Source organism: Acaryochloris marina MBIC11017 (assembly GCF_000018105.1).
Classification (GTDB): Bacteria; Cyanobacteriota; Cyanobacteriia; order Thermosynechococcales; family Thermosynechococcaceae; genus Acaryochloris; species Acaryochloris marina.
In genome coordinates this window covers 916046-936723 of record NC_009925.1, presented here as the reverse complement: position 1 = coordinate 936723, position 20678 = coordinate 916046, and the positions used below count along the sequence as shown (strand labels likewise).

The following is a 20678-nucleotide window of genomic DNA, read 5'->3' as shown; positions in this document are numbered from 1 at the left end:
GAACCTTGTTAGCCTAGAATACTCAAAATTGAGGGCTATGCTAAGGGACCGTTGTTTTCCGTTACATCCAAACTCCCTCTATTCCGGGATAAAGACCTCTGCCAAGAAAGGAGCCAACTCTTTATTGAGGCGACCGGCTCGTACAAACTCAGCATAGGTATCTGCCTCAATGGCCAGTAATTCTTCTTTCAGTTGTTCTGCCGTAAATTCCTTTAGTTCAGGATATTTTTTTTGCATGTCGTCCAATTCAGACTCCAGTTTGGCCAACTGTCCCTCGACTAAGGCTGTCTGATACCGATAGAACTCAGGTTCAATCCCCGGTCTAGCGTCCCCTTTCTCTAGATAATCTAAAACGCGGGAGAGGGCTGCTCGCCGAGCAGTCGCAGCTAAATAATCCTGTTGTTGGGTCTGATCGCTAATTAATCCCAGCCCTTGGAGGAGGAACTTCGTTGTGAGTCCTTGCACCAACAAGGTGAATAACACGACTCCAAATACCGTAGCTATAATCTCTTCTCGTTCTCCCAACACTGCAGGCACACTCAAAGCCAGGGCAATGGAGACGGAACCCCGTAAGCCCCCCCACCAGAGAACCGTCTGATCTTTAATGGGAATCTCGGACTTCGCAGTGACATTACTAAATAGGCCCAGAACATAAATGGAGATGGCCCGAGTCACCAGCATTCCCAAAATGGTGACGACGATGGTTCTTAAGTTATTCCCTAAGATGGCAAACCGAATCTGATCCCCAATCAGTAAAAAGACGATGGAGTTGACGAAGAAAGCGAGAAAATCCCAAAACTCTGTGACAATCAATCGAGTCCTGGGGTTCATGCCAATCCGGGAACCGAAGTTTCCTAGCACCAAGCCTGTTGTGACTACACCGATGACGCCAGAACCGCCCAAGTCTTCCGTTAGCAGATAGGTGCCATAGGCTGATACGAGGGTTAGGGACTGCTCCACGAGAGGGAGATCAAACCGTTGGGTAAGGTAGGAAATGCCAAACCCAATCAGAGAGCCAACACCAATACCAATACCAATGACCGCCAGCAGTTGTCCTAAAACCTGAGACGGCTCAAAGGTACTGACCCCCAAGGGTAAACCCACCAGAAAACTAAAGGCTACAACCGCCATACCATCGTTAAAAAGGCTTTCCCCTTCCATCAGGGTTTTAAGGCGTTTGCCTGCTCCAAGTTCCCGGAATAAGGCAATAACAGAAACGGGATCAGTGGCTGATAAGCTAGCTCCAATTAACAATGCGGTGGTAAGGGAAATCCCGGCAAATTTATTTAAGCCGAATGCAACACCACCAATCGTGATCACCACGCCAAAAACGGCATAGAGACAGATGGGAAATAGATCTTTTTTAAGGTCGGACCATTTCAGATTCCAGGCAGCTTCAAACAGCAGCGGTGGCAAAAAGATGGCTAGAATCAGCTCTGGGGATAAATCCACTAAGCGGACATCTACAAAGGCTAAGCACAAGCCCACGATTACCAGCAAAAGGGTATAGGGAATTTGCCGAAACCAGCTAAATACCTGGGGAAGCGTGGCAACACTCAACGAGACGGATAATACCAGCAAAAATTGTTTGAGATTATTTGCGATCGCATCTTCTGCTTCCATCGCCATCTCAGCCACAATCGGATTGCTCAACAGCATTCAGTACTATTCCCCACAAACATTTGCTTTGGCTAAGGACAACGGCACAAATAAGCCATTAGCCCCTTATAGGCTACCCTGTTCAGGCCAAAATCTTGACGTCACATTCCGGTAGTCTCACCATAAAGGTGCTGCCTGGCGTTGCTCCAACCAGCGAATCGGGCTGATCAATGCGTGGACTAAAGGCTTGAATATCGCCCTGCATTTGTTCCATTAATGTTCTGGCAATGGCTAAGCCAAGGCCGGTTCCTGGAATATCGGTTTGGGCCTGCACACCCCGATATTGGCGCTCAAAAACCCGTGTTAAATCAGCCTGGGGAATGCCTGGGCCGCTATCGCTGATCAACAGAAATTGGGCCGGTTGGCGCCCCTCAGCCAATTGGCGACAAACCTCTACCTGCACCTCGCCACCCGTTGGAGTATATTTCAACGCGTTATCAAATAAATTGCTACAGACCTCCCGCAATGCGCTCAGATCGGCGTTAATCGGGGGCAAATTACTCGGGATCCTGACCGTAAGCTGTAAGTCCTTTTGCTCTACTCGTCCCACCGCTGACTGGATGAGGGGGTGAAGAATATCTCTAAACTGGCAAGGCTGCAGATGCAGCTCATCTTCCCCTAATGGCAGCGAGGGAGGTAAAGCCGGAGGGCTGGGCTGTGGCGTTGAGCTCCAAGTGTCGGTATCAAATGGTTCGATGGCCGCTTCCCCTAAATCAATCGCCCCGTCAAACTGACGCAGCATTTCTTCTAAGCGATCGCTTTGCTCCACAATACTGGCCGCAATTTTGCGATTGTTTTCATCTTCCCCAAACCGCTTGTGGAGGAGCTTACCTAAGGTTTTCAAGGCAGTGAGGGGATTGCGAAACTGATGTAGCAGATTCGACAGGGTTTGGTGTTGTTCCGACTGCAATGCCCGCTGCTGATATTGGGCATTAGCGAGCCATTGGGAGCGCTGATCCAGAATACAGGCCAAGGCTAAGGTATCCGCAATCTGCTGCAGCTGAGATTGTTCTATCTTGCTCCAAGAACGATGCTCACGGGCAGCGACCAACAACCCTAACACCATCTCTTCATGAATCAACGGAATGACAACTTGTTGAGCCTGGGATAAGGCCAGGGCTGAAGTGGAGAGCGTATTCTCAGACCATAATTCGTCTTTTTCTAGCTCAGACAAAATATTAGTTTGGCTAGACGTTAGGGAAGGCTTGGGGTTCCGTGGCTGTTCTGGTTCGCTTGCAGGCAAACGCAGAGGGGCTGGCTGTAGGTTTTTCCCTGACTCTTCGGGATAAATAACAACGGGAATCAGCTCCCCCTGCTGTTGTGCAGGCAAATCTTTAGACAAGTACACCGCTCCCATACTGGCCTGAAAGCTTTGCATCAAAAAAGTCACCTGTGTTCGACAGAGATTTGTGAATTCGATGCTAGCGGGCAACAACATAAGACAGGAGCAAACAAGGCTGGAATGGGAGTCTCACCCTTACACACTCTAATGGATTTCTAGAGGCTTGATCAGCTAATCCTAGAACGTGAGGGTTGACAGAAAACACATTTTCTTATCCATTTTATGTTTCTAGAACACGACAAAAGAATTAGAAGAAAGTCCCTTGTTAGGGACTGATGAAATCATCAGTCTTTTGTCCCCGAATTAGACATGCCTGCCATAAGAACGTTGTAGATGAAGCAGCGAAGCACGTCGATTAAAACAAAATTCAGATCCGATTCAACAAGCGGCCCAGGCCTCATGCTCTTAAGTCTTATGGGAACTTGAGGTTAGAAGACAGGAAGTCCTCCAACTGCTGCAAAAGATTTATTTTTGTTGAGTAACTGCGTATTTTTTAAGAGACATCATGATGTTAAAGTGAGCTTAATCAAAATAGAATCACTTCCCTATTCCTAAGCTAATACAGTTACTGATAAACCCTAAAGATGGCTTCTGAATATCGTTTTATTCGCCTTCGCTTTCGCCTACTCAGAACTTTATTGGGATTATGGGGACTTTATCTTCTACCCTTAGGGGCTAGGGCACAGACTCCCCCTGCTGCGCCACCCGATTTTAATCGAATAGAACCAGAGATACTACCTGAACCAACACCTCAGCCCCCCAAGAAGTTACCCCCTTCTGAGGAATTGCTGAACGCTCCACCACAGCCGACACCACAGCCAGAATCTCCTGACAATCCGAACTTCATTCCCGTGACGAAATATCGTGTCACTGGAAACACGGTGTTGAGTGAAGAAGAAATAGAAAAGGTTACTAAGCCCTTCACGGGGGATGCGGTTCCTTTCTCTCGATTACTTGAAGCTCGTTCTGCCCTAACTCAGTACTACATCGATCAGGGCTACATCACCTCAGGAGCCTACTTACCCGCAGACCAGGTGATTGAAGATGGGGTAGTGACCTTACAGGTCGTGGAAGGGCGACTGGAAGGGATCGAAGTCACAGGGAATAAGCATCTGAAATCTAGTTATGTCAGTAAACGTCTCAATTTGGGGGCAGGACCGCCTCTGAATGTGAATGAACTGTTGGGCGCAATGCGACTGCTTCAGATTGATCCTCTGATTGGCAACCTCTCTGCTGAGCTAACGGCAGGCTCGGGGCCAGGCTTGAGTATTCTACAGGTAAAGGTTGAAGAAGCCTCTACGTTTGATGTGCAATTTGTCTTAGACAACCAGCGCTCTGGCAGTATTGGAAGCTTTCAACGGCAAGTGGTGCTCAGCGAAGCCAATCTCTTAGGATTTGGGGATGGCGTGCGCTTAGGCTATGCCAATACCGATGGTAGTAACGAATTAGATTTTAGCTACACCTTTCCCATCAATGCTCGCAATGGCACCATCAGTGCGAGCTTTAGCCAGGTTTGGAGCCGGGTGGTTGAAGAACCCTTCGATCAGTTGGATATTGAAGGAGTATCCCGAGATTTGAGTTTGACCTATCGTCAACCGGTAATTCAAACGCCGCAGAAGGAACTGGCTTTGGGAATCACTTTGGGGCGTCAGGAAAGTGACACCTCGTTATTGGGGGTACCTTTTCCACTGTCGCCGGGGGCTGATGCTGAAGGGCGGACCGAAATTTCACAACTGCGATTATTTCAAGAGTGGACCCAACGGGGGAATGATTCAGTTTTGGCATTGCGGTCAGAGTTTGGAATTGGTCTAGATGCCTTTGCCACGATTAATCCCAATCCAGTGTTACCTGGCGATCCTAATGTCCCAGATGGTTTGTTTTTCCTCTGGCGTGGACAAGCCCAATGGGTGAAGCAATTCGCCCCCAGCAACCTGTTATTGCTACGTTCAACTGCTCAATTTGCCGACCGTCCCCTAGTGCCTCTGCAACAGTATGGTTTGGGTGGACTCAATAGCGTTCGAGGGTATCCCCAGAATCTCTTGCTGGTTGATAATGGCTTGTTTGGTTCTGCCGAGTATCGCTTACCCCTAGCTCGGTTTGGCGATAATCAACAAGGACTATTACAGCTTGCCCCATTTTTTGATGCAGGCCATGGCTGGAGTAATACAGATGGGTCGAGAACTGAGACACTAGCGGCTGTGGGTTTGGGCCTCAGATGGCAGTGGTCCGATCTGATGTCGGCTCGTTTAGACTGGGGCATTCCAATCCTCTCCATTGGCCCAGAAACCAGTGGTTTTGATGATAGCCAGCTTTTCTTCTCAATTGTGGTGAGCCCGTTCTAGGGATTGCATATCTTGATTGCCCCATTTCCCTCTGCACAAAAGACCGTGCAGTTGGGCAAATTGGGAGTAAAAGACACCGCAAAAAAATGACGATGCAACTGCCTGCCAATTGGCGACTCCCTGATGAAATTAAACGCCGTTTTGGCCAAAAGGGGGCTGGCAAACAGCGGGCGATGCTAGCGGAGGATCATCTGTTACTGGTTCTCCATAAACTCCCCCAACCAGGGAGTCGGCAGCGGCAGGGAACTTTCTTCTGGCGCAATCCCCAAGGAACCTGGAAGTGCAGTGAGGGAGGAGAGGGGTTACCCAGACTTAACAAACATCTCAAAGACTATAGCAAAGCAGAGCAGCAGCTGAGTCAAACGTATAGTCAGGCCACTTTAGCTGAAGACTATTTCCAGATCTTAGAAAACTTAGCTCCTATCTGTCGTGCGGCTAAAAATATGATGGAGACGCTGCAATCTGCTCGGGAGGATGTCCCTGAAGATAGAGACTTGATTGATTTAAGAGATTGGGCAAATGATTTAGATCGGACGCTAGATTTACTCTATACCGATGTTAAGAATGCTCTGGAATTTGATTTAGCGCGACGGGCAGAGGAACAAAGCCGTCTGAGTTTGGAGTCAGTCCGTATGGCTCAACGCCTGAATCTATTGGCTGCTGTATTTCTACCCCTCACTGCCCTCTGCAGCTTGTTTGGTATGAACCTACCCCATGGCTTAGAGCGATCGCCTTTGGGCTTCTGGATTATTTTAGGTTTAGGGATTGCGTTGGGAATAATCACGCAGCGATGGATTCTGCAGCCGGATTCTAAAACTTAATCCTTCGGTTTCCGTGGGCAGACTAGCGGCTCACTTTTTTCTCAGCAAAAGTCTATGTCGATTTAACAAACATGCTCAATTCTGAATGGTAGAGTTGGTGCGAATCACGCTTGAATACACTGAGGGCAAAGTGAAATGGTTAATCCTGGGATATTTCTCGCCATCGGTTTAGCGGTTGTCCATGCCTTTTTTTCCAAGCTCACTATCCCCAGCTTTATCCCCCACCATCGGTGGCTCTCGTTTGCTGGGGGAGTGTCGATAGGCTTTGTATTTTTGGAGATTTTCCCGGAGTTGAGTCATGCTCAAGAAGAGATCGAGCATGCGCAAGTGCCGTTCATTATCTATTTAGAGAATCATGTTTATCTGCTAGCACTCTTAGGTTTAGCGGTCTTTTATGGATTAGACAGCCTGGTGTTGCAGTCTCGAAAAGCCAATCAGGAAGAGCAGAATGCTGATCGGGCTGGCACCGTTATCTTTTGGATTCATATCAGCGCTTTTGCTGCCCTTAATGTGATTTTGGGCTATTTACTCCAAGATTTAGGAGCCCATAGTCTCTATACTTGCATTCTCTTTTTTGCCGCATTGGCTTTGCACTTTTTTATCATTGATCATCATTTATATGAGCATCACAAAACCCCCTATAACCAACGGGGGCGGTGGTTGCTGGTTGCTGCGATTATTTTGGGGATGGTCTTAGGACAAGCAGCAATGCTAGATAAGGCAGGCGTCTTGATTATTTGGTCGTTTTTGGCGGGCAGTATTATTCTCAACGTGCTCAAGCGGGAACTGCCTGATGAGCAGGAGAGCTGTTTTATGTCTTTTATTGTGGGGGCTGCTTTGTATACCGGACTCTTACTGGCGAAATGACCCCGGTTGAAACCGCCGCAGTCGGAGAGCATTGGTGACCACCGAAACAGAGCTAAAGGCCATGGCTGCCCCCGCAATCATCGGGTTAAGGAGTAATCCCCAGAAGGGGTAGAGAATTCCGGCGGCGACGGGGATGCCAATAATGTTGTAGATAAAGGCAAAGAAAAGATTCTGACGGATGTTGCCCATGGTGGCCCGGCTCAGCTGAATGGCCGTGACGATACTCTGTAGATCTCCTGAAATCAAGGTGATGTCACTGGCAGCAATGGCAACATCAGTGCCTGTACCAATGGCCATGCCTACATCGGCTTGAGCTAAGGCGGGGGCATCGTTAATGCCATCCCCCACCATGGCGACGATGTGGCCATTAGCCTGGAGTTGTTGAATAGCGGCAGCTTTTTGGTCGGGGCGGACTTCTGCTTTGACTTGCTCAATGTGGGCTTGGGCTGCGATCGCACCTGCAGTACGCTGATTATCCCCCGTTAGCATCACCACCTCTAACCCCATCTGCTTCAGGGTTTGGACCACCTCAATTGATGTGGGCTTCAAAGCATCCGCAATGCCCATAATGGCTTCGAGCTGATGATCCACTGCCAGCCAAATCACGGTTTTGCTTTGAATTTCCCATTGGTGAGCATAGGTCTGCAGCGCATCCGTTTTGATTTTTAAAGTCTGAAACCAGCGCTGGGTACCGATATAAACCTGGCGGCCTTGGACTTGGGCTTGGACGCCTTGACCTGCGATCGCAGCAAAATTTTGCGTATCACTCAGCGATACGTCCACACCCTGGGCTTGAGCGTAACGAACGACCGCTTCAGCCAACGGATGCTCGGAGTGACTTTCGATGATACTGGCTAGCTGCAAGAGATGAAGCTCATTGCCATGACTCGTGCCTTTTACAGCCATAAAATCCGTCACCGTCGGCTTCCCCTCGGTCAGGGTGCCCGTTTTATCCAGCACGATGGTTTGAATCTTATGAGCCAGCTCCAAACTCTCGGCCCCTTTGATCAAAATGCCATGTTCTGCCCCTTTGCCTGTGCCCACCATGACGGAAGTAGGCGTGGCTAATCCCAAAGCACAAGGGCAAGCAATGATCAGAACGCCAACCGCTGTAATTAAGGCTAAGGAAAGGGTTTGGGTGGTGAGTAGCCAGACGATAAAGGTGAGGACCGCAATGGTGATCACGGCTGGGACAAACCAGCCCGTGACTTGATCGGCCAAGCGTTGAATCGGCGCTTTCGACCCCTGTGCCTCTTGCACTAATTTGACGATCTGAGCCAAGACCGTCTCTTTGCCCACATGAGTGGCACGGAATTGGAAACTGCCCGTTTTATTCAGCGTTGCCCCAATCACGAGATCGCCGGGTTGCTTCTGGACGGGCTGGCTTTCCCCCGTTACCATTGCTTCATCCACGGTGGATTGACCTTCAATGATTTCGCCATCTACGGGGATTTTTTCTCCGGGACGGACGAGGACGGTATCACCGGGTTGCACAGATGCGATCTCAATCTCCACGACCTGTCCATCCTGAATCACCCGAGCCGTTTTGGCCTGCAAGCCCATCAACTGACGAATCGCTGTAGAAGTTTGGCCTTTGGCACGATCTTCAAACCATCGTCCCAACAAAATTAGGGTAATCACCACAGCAGAGGTTTCGTAGTAAACCCCAAGGTCCTGGTCTGTTCCTGCAGGGATAAAGGTCACCACCAAGGAATAGAAAAAAGCGGCACTGGTGCCCAGGGCGATCAGCGTATCCATCGTGGCAGTTCGCTGCTTTAGCGCTTTGAGCGCTCCACCATAGAAGGAATAGCCACACCAGAACTGGACTGGCACGGTCAGAATAAACTGCAAGATGGGGTGATGGGCCCAAGCGGGAATCCATGCCATGGGGATACCCGTCATCATCGGCAGTGACCCGACCATCAGTAGGACGCTGATTATGCCACCGATCAATACTTTGAGTCGAAGTTGTTGGGATGTTGTAGATGAAGGACTCTGGGTAAGATTATCGGATAGCTTGTACCAATCTTGATCATCCAGAATCTCAGCTCCAAATCCAGCAGCATCAATGGATGCAGCCACAGCTTTGGGTTGGATTTGTTCGGGGTTGTAGTGGACCGTCGCTTGCTCAGCCCCAAAGTTGACACTGCAGTCCTCAACACCCGCTAAATTCTTAAGGACTTTCTCGATACTGTTAGCACAAGCAGCACAGCTCATCCCATCCAGCTTTAGTGTCACAGTTTGGGTCATGTTAAACTCCTCCCCAAATCAGGCTCATCGGGGTCTTCGCTCTAGCCTATCCCTATGCCATCAAGATTTGCCCCAAGGTTAATTGTAGTTCTAGGAAAGTTAGAGATTGGATGAGATCGTTTTCTTGAAACCGTTGATATTGATAGTGCCCTTGAGCATCCAACTGGTAAACGAACACAGCAGGTTGCTTAGGAAAGCCCAGATAGGAACGACTTCCCAAAGCGAGATAGTCCACAATCCAATATTCTGAGATTCCCAATCTTTGGTATTCATCCAATTTGTCTTCATAGTCGTCTTCCCAGTTGGTTGAAACCACTTCAACCGCAAGCTGAATCGGCTCGCGAAGAGCTGTATAAGCGGTCCGATTGGACCGCCAAATGGTTTGGTCAACCACGCTGACATCAGGATGACGCCCTTGTTCTTGGCCAGTTTGGGTTTGGGTAGCCAAGACAATGCGATCTGATACTTTATAGTTCATCTGGCATCGGCTCACTTCTGCCTTGAAGACATCCGCAATAAAATCGGCAATGTCCTCAAGTTGCCGAGTGGCCAATATACGCACAATTTCTCCGTTAACTAGCTCATAAAATCCATCTTCTGGATATTGGTCCAAAAATTCTGTAAATGAGAGATTCCGTTGACTAGCAAGGGTCATGGTGCAGTCCTATCTCGTCGTCTATAGCATCATTCTGCAATGACTTTATTTGATGCCAGGGTAGCTGATTCTATTTCTAGTGTAGAACCTGCTTACGATTGAACCTCTGAAAGTTGAGAGGTTTCTAAAGTGCCTAAAGAACGGTAATTATCTGTTTCTCGAAGGCGCTGGCTCAGGAATCGGCAAATTTCCAAAATAATATGGGGGCGCTGGGTCATTAAGCTAATAAAGCGGTTCTTCTCTAGCTTTAGCAATGTGCAATCTTCTAACGCGACAGCTCCATCCCAATGGGGGGCGTCATCAAACAAAGCCACTTCCCCAAAGTATTCTCCGACTGAAAGCTGCTTTAAATCGCGGGATTGGTCATCAATGTTCTTCACAATCTGAACCTTACCCTCAGCAATGATGTAGAAGTGAGTACACCAGCTCCCTTCTGAAAAGATGGTTTCCCCGGCCAGTTTTTGCTCTTGTTCTAGGGTTTGGTCAATCAGCAGTAGCTCATCCAGCGATAGGTTCTTAAACAGAGCAACTTCCTTGAGCAGCAGCAGGCGTTTCATAAATTGATGAGTGGGTAAAGGATCTGGATCAACCGACAGAAAAATCTGTTCTGCCACGGTTTTGACCAGGGGGTCTGGATCATTGACTAAAGCAGAGGGTACCCCCGCTAGGGCAATTAAAGCCCCGATCCGAATCCATCGATCCTGAGTTTCCAAGGCCTCTAACAGTAATTTATACCCTTTATCGCGCATCCATTGGGGTTCAACACAGCTCCGTCCACTCGTTGCCTCTTTTTTGACAAACTGTTCCAGCACGGGCAGAAGCGGTAAGACAAAGCGACGATTTTTCAAGGAAGCCAAGGCTTCGACCGCGCTGGCCAAATCCTTTTGCTCATTGGTGCTCAAAATCCGATTAATGGCGTTGACGGTTCGGTCATGCCCCAAACAGGCCAAAATGTAGAGCACTTTTTGCAAGAGGCGATTGTGAAAGTCTTCAATGGCTAAGGCTAAGGGTTGCCAATTGGGGACTGTGCTGGGGATTTGCTGCTGCCATTTGCGAGTATGGACGAGCTGCTGAAACTCAGGCGCTAGGTGTTCGTACAAGATCTTCCCGGCCTGTCGATTGCGTACCTGTCCGATGGCTGCGATCGCAGTATTCACAACTTCCGCATCATCCGCAGATAAACTCTCTTGGGCCATCAGCAATCCAGACTTGCCATAGGCGGGTAAAATCTGAGCCGCCTGCTGTCGAACCCGAGGATCAGGATCTTCAAATCCTACGGCAATATGGGTGACATAATCAGGGACATGGACCACTCCCAATAACTGAAAGGCTGCAGCTCGCACTAACGGAGCAGGATGGTCGAGGGCCGTAATGGCAATATCTGCGAGATCTCGGTCCCCCGCTTGGCCCAGAGTAGCTAGGATAGCCAAGCTCTCTTGCTGGATGCCAGGGTCGTCCTGGATCAGCAATTTCGTGAGCAACGGCATCAGGCTGCGATCTTGGCTACAGGCGACCACCCGCACAACGGCTTGACCCGCAGCTTCAGACAAACCTGAGTACCAGATTTGATCGCAGGTGGATTGCAGGGTCTCGTCCGTTTGGCCGACTTGATCGACGGCGACAGCGGCTAAGGACCGAATGGTTGGATCGGCTTCTTTTAGAAGGGTCTGTAGCTGTTCTGCTGTAAAGGGATAACGATTCGCAATCAGTATCTCCAAGGCAATGGAGCGGAGCGGCCCAGAGGCAGTCTGAAGACAATCTTCGAAAATCGCGACGGTTTCTGGATCTGGATTCGTGCTGAATAGACGAACGATAGCCGTTTGTAACTCAGGATCGTCCTGTCCTAGCAATGGCTGGACATCCAAATAAAACTGGCTGGGTTGCCCTAGTTGGGTTGCAAATTCCAGGCCCTTAATTTGAGTGTAGCGATCGCTATCTTTGAGTAAGTCGCGAATCACCGCATTGGACTCTGCCGGAAATTGCGCCTGCACATCCCCCAGCTCATCCAAGTTAATGGCATCCGAACGAATCATTTCTTCTAGACCCTGGGCATAGTATTTACCCATGGGTAGGCGCAGACCAAATAACACGCAAGTCAGGCCAATGGCGATCCAGGAAATTTGGGCCAAGCTGAGGGTGTGATGGCAAATCCACAGGAGTCCCCCCGCTGAGGTTAAGCCCACCGCATAGAAAAAGCCATCGCTCAAGGTGCGAATTCGACCGAGAAACTCTCGGGGAACGGCATTGTAGTTGAGCTGATGAACCGGGATGTTGATGCTTTTGTAGAGACCATCTCCATTGATATGGAGGGCGACGGCCGCGGGTAGGCTGGTTTGTAGGACGATGCCAAACAGACCAAACAGGGTGGTTAAGGGATAGACCACATTCATGCGGGCCACCCCGACCCAGTGCAACAGGGGACGGGTAAAGCAATAGAGTACTAGCACCTGAATAACGCTGACGCTTACCCGCATTAAGCCTAAGAAACCTGTAAGGGCATCTTCGGTAAAGTTATCGGCATAGATGCTAAACCATAAAAATTCGGCAGATAGGTAGATAATCACCAACAAAAAACTGCTGGCGGCTAGAAATAGCATCAGCGGGTAGCGTTTCACCAAGTCGGGAAAGGTCTTCAAGGCCTCGATCATGCCCACATTATCTTTTTTGCCGACGGTTTCAATTTGGCGCTGGGTGTTTTCCAGGAAGAACAATTGTGCGATCGCAATTCCAAATACAACCGGCAACCCCAGCAATAGCTCTCGGGTAGAAAAGAAATGGGACAATAACGCCGTCAATCCGCCTCCGACTAGGGTGCCAGCGGCCTGGGCCATGCCAATAAACGGGGCATACCGCTTATAGTCCAGGGCCGAAAAATAATCTGTCAGTAAGCTGGCATAGAGAATATTGTTATGAAAGTCCCACTGAAAAAAGACCAAAATCAGAACAATATAGTAGGTGACGAGCCCGGTCTCAGCGAGCAGGAACCGCATGCCGACAGCCATCACTGCAGCCAGCATCAGCATGTAACGAAAGAGTTGAGGCCGACTATACCGATCTACAACTTGAGAAAACAGCGCATAGGCTGGGATTGAAAACAGGCCAATCAAGATAAAGGCTAAGGGCAAACCATCTGCGCCCGCATGGGTGAGAAACAGCGAATTCGCCACCGCCATCTCAATAACGCTATAGGTGAGCACCACCACGGCCAAAAGCAATAACTGAGCCAGTCGCCCCAATTTCCATGGGGACGAACCAGACGGAATCTCAGCTAAATTGACCATAAATACACTCTGCCCAATACCTTAATTTTGGCTTAATTCCTGTCTTAGGTGAATAATTCTGATGTTGATCCCTGATGATCCCGAGCATGAACATTTCTGAGCCTAAAACATACCTGGATTGATCCAGATAATCTCAATGAATCGCAATAAGTTATCTCTCTTCTTGCTCAGTATTTGGATGTATCCCGTTCCTCGATCACTACAATTGGGGTAGAGCGATGGATCTCTGTCTTTGGTAGGGCGGGGATAAAAGACCATGCATTAGAGGGAATCCAGTATGGAGTGGTATCAACTGCATCCAGAGGACGTCCTGCATCATCTGGACACCTCTCTTGATCAGGGGCTCTCCCAAACTGAGGTAACGAATCGGCAACAGACCCATGGTCTGAATGAACTCATCGAACAAGACCGCGAAAGTCCTTGGCAGATGCTGTGGAAACAGCTAACGGCCACGATGGTTTTGATTCTGATTGTGGCTGCAGTTCTGTCTGGTTTGCTAGGGGATATTAAAGATGCCCTAGCGATTTTTGCCATTGTTATTTTCAATGCTGGATTGGGCTTCTTTCAAGATTATCAAGCGGAACAAGCCATTGCTGCGTTGAAAAAGCTGGCTGTTCCCTCTGTTCGGGTGCGACGCCAGAATTCCTGGCAAGAGGTTGGGGCTCAATCCCTGGTCCCAGGGGATATCATCGCCATTGAAGCTGGCAATCTAGTGCCTGCCGATTGCCGAGTGGTTGATAGTGCCTCCTTACGGATACAGGAAGCCTCCCTAACAGGAGAATCTGAACCCGTTGATAAGATCCGCGATGCCTTAGGAAATCAGTGCCCCTTAGCCGAACGTCACAATATGGTCTATATGGGGACTGCCGTTACCTATGGGCGAGGTCAAGCGGTTGTCATTGACACTGGGATGAAAACAGAGCTAGGTCAGATTGCCGCAGCGATCCAAACGGCAAAGCCCAGTCCGACGCTATTGCAACAGCGGCTGGATCAGTTTGGACAACAACTTGCGATCGCAATCACAATCCTAATCCTAATCATTTTTCTCATAGGACTACTCCAAGGCGAAAACTTGCGGTTTATGTTTTTGACAGCGGTGAGTTTAGGCGTAGCAGCGGTCCCAGAGGGGTTACCTGCCATTGTCACCATTGCCCTAGCGTTGGGCGCTCAACGGATGTTGAAACATCAGGCTCTGATTCGGAAGTTGCCTGCTGTGGAGACCCTGGGGTCCGTGACGGTCATTTGTTCGGACAAAACCGGGACCCTGACTGAAAACCGCATGACCGTCACAGATTTGGTCTTTGCAGATACAGAAATCACCCTCCCGACTGCCGCCATACCCTTAACCCCCGAACACCCCCCCCATCCATGTGTGCAGCACCTCCAACCCCATCAACAATCGGCCCTTGATGTTATGTTGACCGGGCTGGCCCTCTGTAATGATGCCTGTCTAGAACTAGACCCTGAGCACCCTGACCACTACCGTCTTCTCGGGGATCCGACTGAAACAGCGTTGCTAACCGTCTCAGCCCAGTTGGGCCCCTGGCCACCTCAATTCCGTCAAGATCTGCCTCGACATCAAGAACTCCCCTTTGATGCCAATCGCAAATTGATGAGCACCGTGCATCCGTTTAAGGCGATGCCCTGTCTAGAAGCCTTGGCTCAACAGGCTCCCGCGCCCCTCAGCTCCTTAAATCTGATGTTTACCAAGGGGGCCCTCGACCGTCTATTGGATTTATCCAGTCATATTTGGAGTGCTGATCGAATTGAACCGCTTTCCGAGACGAAACGCCACGAAATCTTTCAAATCCATGACCGCTTAGCCGCTGAAGGAAAACGTATCTTGGGGATTGCCCTGCGCTGGCTTCCCCAAAGTTCTAATGGGCTGTCTCCACAAAATCTAGAACAGGACTTAGTTTTAATGGGACTGGTGGCCATGATTGATCCGCCCCGCCCCGAAGCCAAAGACGCCGTGTTCTTATGCCAAACCGCAGGGATTCGCCCGGTGATGATTACGGGGGATCATCCGATTACCGCCAACGCTATTGCCCAGCAGCTAAAAATTTCCAGCCGCCCACCCCTGACTGGTCAAGACTTAACTCAGTTGAATGAAGCTCAGCTCTCTGAGTCTGTGCAGCAGGTTTCGATTTATGCTCGGGTCTCTCCTCAACATAAGCTGGCGATTGTACGTACGTTGCAGCAGCAAGGTCAGATTGTAGCCATGACGGGCGATGGGATCAATGATGCCCCTGCCCTGAAACAAGCCGATATTGGGGTCGCCATGGGTATCACCGGCACCGATGTCGCCAAACAGGCCGCAGATATGATTCTGCTAAATGACGATTTTTCGACTATCGTGGCGGCTGTGCGGGAAGGACGAGTCATTTATGACAATATTCGCAAGTTTATTAAGTACACCCTTAGCGGCAATTGTGGTGAACTGTGGGTGATCCTGATGGCTCCCTTGGTGGGGATGCCCATTCCACTTCTACCCCTGCAAATTTTATGGATCAATCTATTGGCCGATGGGCTACTGGCGATTGGGTTGAGTGTGGAACCCGCAGAGCGCAACATTATGCGTCGTTCTCCCTACTCTCCGACCGAGAATTTATTTAGCCGGGGCGTCGGTCGGGATATTGCTTGGATCGGATTATGGTTAGGCTGTCTGTTTTTGGGGGTGGGCTATTGGGGTTGGCAGTTAGATTTGGCCCAATGGCAAACCTTTATCTTTACGACCCTAGCGTTTTCTCGAATTTTTCTAGTTCAGGCCATTCGAGGTGAGCAAGAGTCTTTTTTCAAAATGGGAGTTTTGAGCAACAAGCCGTTACTTGGATCGGTGATCCTAACCACAGGACTCCAATTATTGGTCCTCTACAACCCAATGTTCCAAAAGATCTTCGAGACTCAGCCCCTTTCTGTTGTTGAGCTGCTACTCTGTCTTGGGGTTGCCAGCCTGGGCTTTTTGGCAGTAGAGCTACAAAAATGGGGGCTGCGCCAAAAAAAGCGCTAAATTCCCCTACTCAATCCGATGAATCTTGATAAAGTTGGTCCCCCTCGCCCGTTGGGTAGGAATGCCACCGATAATCAAAATTTTGTCTCCAGACTCCACAATCTGTTTAGCCAGTAAGTAGGATTGGGCTTGAGATACTAACTCTTCAAAGGATTCCACCTGGTGGTCAATCAAAATGGGCTTGACGCCCCAAACTAAATTAAGGCGATGGTAAACCTTTTCACAGGGGGTAATGGCAATAACCGGGGTTCGGGGGCGTTCGCCTGCTGCCATCATTGCGGTGTAGCCCGATGAGGTAAACGCGGCAATACATTTTAAGGTCAGGACATCCTGGATGGCGCTCAGGGCCTCACTGAGGGCATGGGTCTCATCAAAACAGGCCGGGGGATTATTGACGAAGTTTAAATCTGGCTCCACATCCGTGGCGATCCGGGCCAGCATCTCCACAGCTTTAACAGGATATTGGCCTACAGCCGATTCCCCCGATAGCATCACGGCATCAGTACCGTCAATAATGGCGTTGGCAACGTCACTGGCCTCGGCTCGCGTCGGTCGAGGGTTGCGAATCATGCTGTCCAGCATTTGTGTGGCGGTCACCACCGGAAGTTTACGCTTATTACAGGCCCGAATGATTTGCTTCTGCAGCTTAGGGACTTTTTCGGCACTCATTTCAACGCCCAAATCGCCTCGGGCCACCATCACCGCATCACAGGCATCCAATATGGCTTCCAGATTTGCGATCGCATGGGGTTTCTCAATCTTGGCCATCACCGGTACATCTGCCGCCCCATGCTGCGCTAGCACCTCTTTGAGGAGATGAATATCGGCGGCCCGACGGACAAAGCTAAGGGAGACCCAGTCCACCCCTTGGGATAGACCAAACTCTAAATCTTGACGATCCTTACCCGTGAGAGACGGGAGCTGTAAATCTAAGCTAGGGAGATTGACGCCCTTACGACTGCCTAAAATGCCGCCTTGAATAATTTGACAGTGGATTTGATCCCCTTCAACCTGTTCCACCTGTAATTCCAGCAAACCATCATCCATCAAAATCGGCGTTCCGGATTGAGCTTCTTTCGCCAAGTAGGGATAGTCAATGGCAACGGTGTGGGGCTGATTATGAAAGTGCTCTTCCGCTACTAACGTCAATCGCTCCCCTGCAACTAAGTTCATGGCCCCATCGGTGATCTGGCCTACTCGAATCTTGGGGCCTTGCAAATCTTGCAGCAAAGTAATGGGCGTATCTAGCTCTGCAGACACAGACCGCAGCAGCTTTACCATTTGGGCATGCTGTTCGTAGGTGCCGTGGGAAAAATTCAAACGGGCCACATCCATTCCGGCCCTCACCATTTGGCGAATAATTTCTGGAGAACGACTGGCCGGACCAATGGTAGCGACGATTTTTGTCCGGTGCGTAAGGGATGCAATCACGGTCGGTATTCTTTGGAAGTAAAGGCAGTCTCTCAACCATATCTTGAATAGATAACTGATCTAAAAAATTGCTTAGGAAAATCCTGCCATTCATGAACCTCTCTTAACGTGGTAGTTGTTGAGCCATATTTGTCTCATCATCAAAACTGCACAACTTTGCAAAGGCTTTCTATCTCTACAGTCCCTTTAACGCCAAAAAGTCAGTATTTCCCAAATTGAATTTATCTTTGACCGCTGTGTTTCTGTTTATCTACAACTGAACAGAGATTGAGTTCTGGTTAGATGATTTGATGGTCAGATCTTATCGCTCTAGCAGCAGGAACATGATTGCATCCTGTCAGGGTGATAGGACTGGCTGAGAGACATCTGATTTTCGCTGCATGAATAGGGCCTAAAGCAAGTGCCTAGTACTCCTTCCTATGAGGTTCTCAATGACTATAAAAATAGGCATTAATGGGTTTGGCCGTATTGGTCGACTAGTATTCCGAGCTGGGATCAATAATCCCAATATTGAATTTGTCGGCATTAATGATTTAGTCCCTGCCGAGAACATCGCCTACCTACTGAAGTATGACTCAACCCATGGTCCCTTTCGCGGCACGGTTGCGGCCACGTCTGAGGGAATTATGGTCAATGACAAATTCATCCCCTGTACCGCGATTCGTAATCCAGAGGAACTGCCTTGGGGCCGGCTAGGGGCAGAGTATGTCGTGGAAGCGACAGGACTTTTCACCACCTTCGATACGGCCTCAAAACATCTCGCTGCTGGGGCCAAGCGGGTTACTATTTCAGCCCCTACGAAAGAAGAGGATCCTGAGAAGGTTCCGACGCTCCTTATGGGAGTTAACCATGATCTCTACAATCCCCAGCAACATACGGTTGTATCTAACGCCAGCTGTACCACCAATTGTCTGGCCCCCATTGCCAAAGTCATTCACGATAACTTTGGTTTTGCCGAAGGACTGATGACGACAGTTCATGCCATGACTGCCACCCAGCCAACAGTAGATGGCCCCAGCAAAAAAGATCTGCGAGGAGGCCGAAGTGCAGCCCAAAACATTATTCCGGCTTCCACCGGCGCAGCCAAAGCGGTTACCCTAGTTCTGCCTGAACTCAAAGGAAAGTTGACGGGGATGGCCCTGCGGGTCCCGACCCCTGATGTCTCTGTTGTTGATCTCACCTTCCGCACAGAGCGTTCCACCACCTATGCCGATATTTGTGCAGCCATGCGAACCGCTGCCTATGGGGAACTCAAAGGGATTTTAGGATATACCGAAGATGCCGTTGTCTCTACGGACTTCACCAGTGATCCCCATTCCAGCATTTTTGATGCTGGAGCGGGTATGGAACTGAACTCTAATTTCTTTAAGGTTGTGGCTTGGTATGACAACGAATGGGGTTACTCCAATCGCATGATTGATTTAATCCAGTCCATGGCCGCCAAGGAATCGGAAAGGATGGCTTTTGCCTAGTTCGCGCTCTCATTGCTTTATGCCACACTCCCTTAACTAATGGTTGGGGGAGTGTTTTTTTTGGGAACGAGTAATGCATCAGCCCGCTGGCGGCGCCGCTTTTGCCATAGTTTGGCCAAGGCCCGAATACTTCGCATAAACCGATCTTTCTCAGGTGCAGATAATTGAGTCTGTTGCCAAGCAGGTCTGGCCATCAGCACTTGGAGCCAGCGCTGTAGCTTTGGCTGTTGATCCAAGGTAAATCCTAAGTCACCGAGTACCGGGACTAACGAGCCTGTCACAATATCCGCCAAACTTAAACCATCGCCACCAAAATAGGGGGCTTCTAGAAGCCCTTCAAACATATTCAGCACCGTCACTGCCCGATGTTTGGCATAGGTTTGTTGGTCTGGCTTTTTCATCAAGCACTCTCCAATCGCTGGGACCAATTCATTTACAGCAATCATTTGCACCTGTCGTACTTTGGCCACTGCCTGGGCAGAGGGGGGCAGCAACTTGGGCTGGGGATATTGCAGGTCCAAGTAATCCAAAATGGCTTGGGACTCTGTAATCGTCAAACCATTGTCCACTAGTACCGGAATCCGACAAAAGGGATTGAGGGCTCTGAATTCTGGAGTGAATTGATCTCCCCCCATGTTGACGTATATCGGCTCAAACTTTAGGTCCTTCTCAAGGAGCGTGATCCAGACAGGACGGCTAAAGAGGGATGGCTTGGCATAATAGAAAGAAATCATTGGCATTTTAGAACGAACGATCGTACTAAATATAAAGCAATCGATATCATACCTTCAACCCCCAACGCCAGAACTCTTTCATAGTCTGAATTCAGCTGTTTTAGGATTGACTTGATAATGTCATCTGAACGACTTTGTGACTAGGGATAACCTGGCCTAAGCAGGACCTCAGCCTTTCTCCAGATAGACTATTGCGTCCACTCAGGGCTTAACTGACGGAAGTTGAGTTGAGAAACACCCGGATGACACCGAACACAGGTATCAGGGGTGACCGGTTCAGCAAAATCAACGCCGGGATGCAGGATCTTAAAAAACGTTGAACGTCTAACGTGGTAGGGAATGGGGCGAAGACCATCTTCTTTCATCGGTCGAGAGAAGAATCTTAGGTATTCCCAAGTCTGAGTAAGTTCTGGATTTCTGAACGGGGGTAACACTACGCCGTAATGGTTGGTGTCCGGTAAGAGGGTCTGCCAAGTTTGGCTCGGTAATACTTGTGGGGGTAAAGCGACATGGCACGTTCCACACCGTTGCTGATAGAGCTTTTCACCCTGCTTGAGCTGAGGAGGGACTAGATCAACGCCACCGACAGCCTCAGTGGTTGGCAGGGATTCTGAGGTTTGGGCTAAGGGGGATGTTTCAATGGCCACAGAGGTTTGGATGTGGGCTAATCCCCAGCCCAGCACACAACTCCATAGGCTTAATAAAAAGATGAGGCCCCAGATTGAACGCCGTCGTTTTCTTCTCAGTTTGATCATTTTGGACATTGCCTCTCACCACCTAATTAAAGAGTCAGACGTTTGGGTCAATGTTCCAA

General features: G+C 49.4%; 13 protein-coding genes. 5 read left to right on the top strand and 8 right to left on the bottom strand.

Annotated elements, in window-relative coordinates; translation table 11 throughout:
* Positions 1-78: 78 nt before the first annotated feature.
* The gene (locus AM1_RS04255) at positions 79-1659 is read right to left on the bottom strand and encodes a Na+/H+ antiporter (RefSeq protein ID WP_012161567.1); all 1581 of its coding nucleotides are present in this window, start codon (positions 1657-1659) and stop codon (positions 79-81) included.
* Between the two features lie 82 nt (positions 1660-1741).
* The gene (locus AM1_RS04250; protein ID WP_012161566.1) at positions 1742-3097 is read right to left on the bottom strand and encodes a GAF domain-containing sensor histidine kinase; all 1356 of its coding nucleotides are present in this window, start codon (positions 3095-3097) and stop codon (positions 1742-1744) included.
* A gap of 488 nt (positions 3098-3585) precedes the next feature.
* Here AM1_RS04250 and AM1_RS04245 point away from each other — a divergent pair, with 488 nt between their 5' ends.
* The 3 genes from AM1_RS04245 to AM1_RS04235 all read left to right on the top strand — a co-directional run bounded on the left by AM1_RS04245 (position 3586) and on the right by AM1_RS04235 (position 7031).
* Positions 3586-5343: a ShlB/FhaC/HecB family hemolysin secretion/activation protein gene (locus AM1_RS04245; protein ID WP_012161565.1), complete on the top strand. Its 1758-nt coding sequence runs from the start codon at positions 3586-3588 to the stop codon at positions 5341-5343.
* Positions 5344-5429: 86 nt separating this feature from the next.
* Positions 5430-6164: a CorA family divalent cation transporter gene (locus AM1_RS04240; protein ID WP_012161564.1), complete on the top strand. Its 735-nt coding sequence runs from the start codon at positions 5430-5432 to the stop codon at positions 6162-6164.
* A gap of 135 nt (positions 6165-6299) precedes the next feature.
* Positions 6300-7031: a hypothetical protein gene (locus tag AM1_RS04235; protein WP_041659069.1), complete on the top strand. Its 732-nt coding sequence runs from the start codon at positions 6300-6302 to the stop codon at positions 7029-7031.
* Here AM1_RS04235 and AM1_RS04230 read toward each other — a convergent pair.
* The 3 genes from AM1_RS04230 to AM1_RS04220 form a co-directional block, all read right to left on the bottom strand.
* Positions 7017-9281: a heavy metal translocating P-type ATPase gene (locus AM1_RS04230; RefSeq protein WP_012161561.1), complete on the bottom strand. Its 2265-nt coding sequence runs from the start codon at positions 9279-9281 to the stop codon at positions 7017-7019. The two genes, AM1_RS04235 and AM1_RS04230, sit on opposite strands and share 15 nt — an antisense overlap.
* Before the next feature lie 52 nt (positions 9282-9333).
* Positions 9334-9936 (bottom strand): Uma2 family endonuclease, encoded by a 603-nt coding sequence (locus tag AM1_RS04225; protein WP_012161560.1) that lies wholly within the window; start codon positions 9934-9936, stop codon positions 9334-9336.
* Between the two features lie 92 nt (positions 9937-10028).
* Positions 10029-13217, bottom strand: a complete 3189-nt coding sequence (locus AM1_RS04220; protein ID WP_012161559.1) for a cyclic nucleotide-binding domain-containing protein — start codon at positions 13215-13217, stop codon at positions 10029-10031.
* Between the two features lie 277 nt (positions 13218-13494).
* Between AM1_RS04220 and AM1_RS04215 the strand changes: the two genes are divergently transcribed.
* The gene (locus AM1_RS04215; protein WP_012161558.1) at positions 13495-16227 is read left to right on the top strand and encodes a cation-translocating P-type ATPase; all 2733 of its coding nucleotides are present in this window, start codon (positions 13495-13497) and stop codon (positions 16225-16227) included.
* Between the two features lie 6 nt (positions 16228-16233).
* On the opposite strand, the gene pyk is transcribed toward AM1_RS04215, so the two are convergent.
* Positions 16234-17655: a pyruvate kinase gene (gene pyk, locus AM1_RS04210; protein ID WP_041660753.1), complete on the bottom strand. Its 1422-nt coding sequence runs from the start codon at positions 17653-17655 to the stop codon at positions 16234-16236.
* 434 nt (positions 17656-18089) lie between these two features.
* Here pyk and gap point away from each other — a divergent pair, with 434 nt between their 5' ends.
* The gene (gap, locus tag AM1_RS04205; RefSeq protein ID WP_041659066.1) at positions 18090-19130 is read left to right on the top strand and encodes a type I glyceraldehyde-3-phosphate dehydrogenase; all 1041 of its coding nucleotides are present in this window, start codon (positions 18090-18092) and stop codon (positions 19128-19130) included.
* Between the two features lie 32 nt (positions 19131-19162).
* Here gap and AM1_RS04200 read toward each other — a convergent pair whose 3' ends face one another.
* Together AM1_RS04200 and AM1_RS04195 are read right to left on the bottom strand one after the other, a co-directional pair.
* Positions 19163-19864, bottom strand: coding sequence for a glutathione S-transferase family protein (locus AM1_RS04200; protein ID WP_012161555.1), 702 nt, complete (start codon positions 19862-19864; stop codon positions 19163-19165).
* A 188-nt stretch (positions 19865-20052) separates the two neighbouring features.
* Positions 20053-20628, bottom strand: a complete 576-nt coding sequence (locus AM1_RS04195) for a hypothetical protein (protein ID WP_012161554.1) — start codon at positions 20626-20628, stop codon at positions 20053-20055.
* Positions 20629-20678 lie beyond the last annotated feature (50 nt).

Excerpts from the sequence above, each read along its gene's own strand:
- AM1_RS04255 (WP_012161567.1), bottom strand. The coding sequence starts at position 1,659 with ATGCTGTTGAGCAATCCGATTGTGGCTGAGATGGCGATGGAAGCAGAA.
- AM1_RS04250 (WP_012161566.1), bottom strand. The coding sequence starts at position 3,097 with ATGTTGTTGCCCGCTAGCATCGAATTCACAAATCTCTGTCGAACACAG.
- AM1_RS04240 (WP_012161564.1), top strand. The coding sequence starts at position 5,430 with ATGACGATGCAACTGCCTGCCAATTGGCGACTCCCTGATGAAATTAAA.
- AM1_RS04230 (WP_012161561.1), bottom strand. The coding sequence starts at position 9,281 with ATGACCCAAACTGTGACACTAAAGCTGGATGGGATGAGCTGTGCTGCT.
- AM1_RS04195 (WP_012161554.1), bottom strand. The coding sequence starts at position 20,628 with ATGTCCAAAATGATCAAACTGAGAAGAAAACGACGGCGTTCAATCTGG.
- AM1_RS04245 (WP_012161565.1), top strand. The coding sequence starts at position 3,586 with ATGGCTTCTGAATATCGTTTTATTCGCCTTCGCTTTCGCCTACTCAGA.
- AM1_RS04200 (WP_012161555.1), bottom strand. The coding sequence starts at position 19,864 with ATGATTTCTTTCTATTATGCCAAGCCATCCCTCTTTAGCCGTCCTGTC.
- gap (WP_041659066.1), top strand. The coding sequence starts at position 18,090 with ATGACTATAAAAATAGGCATTAATGGGTTTGGCCGTATTGGTCGACTA.
- AM1_RS04225 (WP_012161560.1), bottom strand. The coding sequence starts at position 9,936 with ATGACCCTTGCTAGTCAACGGAATCTCTCATTTACAGAATTTTTGGAC.
- AM1_RS04235 (WP_041659069.1), top strand. The coding sequence starts at position 6,300 with ATGGTTAATCCTGGGATATTTCTCGCCATCGGTTTAGCGGTTGTCCAT.
- AM1_RS04215 (WP_012161558.1), top strand. The coding sequence starts at position 13,495 with ATGGAGTGGTATCAACTGCATCCAGAGGACGTCCTGCATCATCTGGAC.
- AM1_RS04220 (WP_012161559.1), bottom strand. The coding sequence starts at position 13,217 with ATGGTCAATTTAGCTGAGATTCCGTCTGGTTCGTCCCCATGGAAATTG.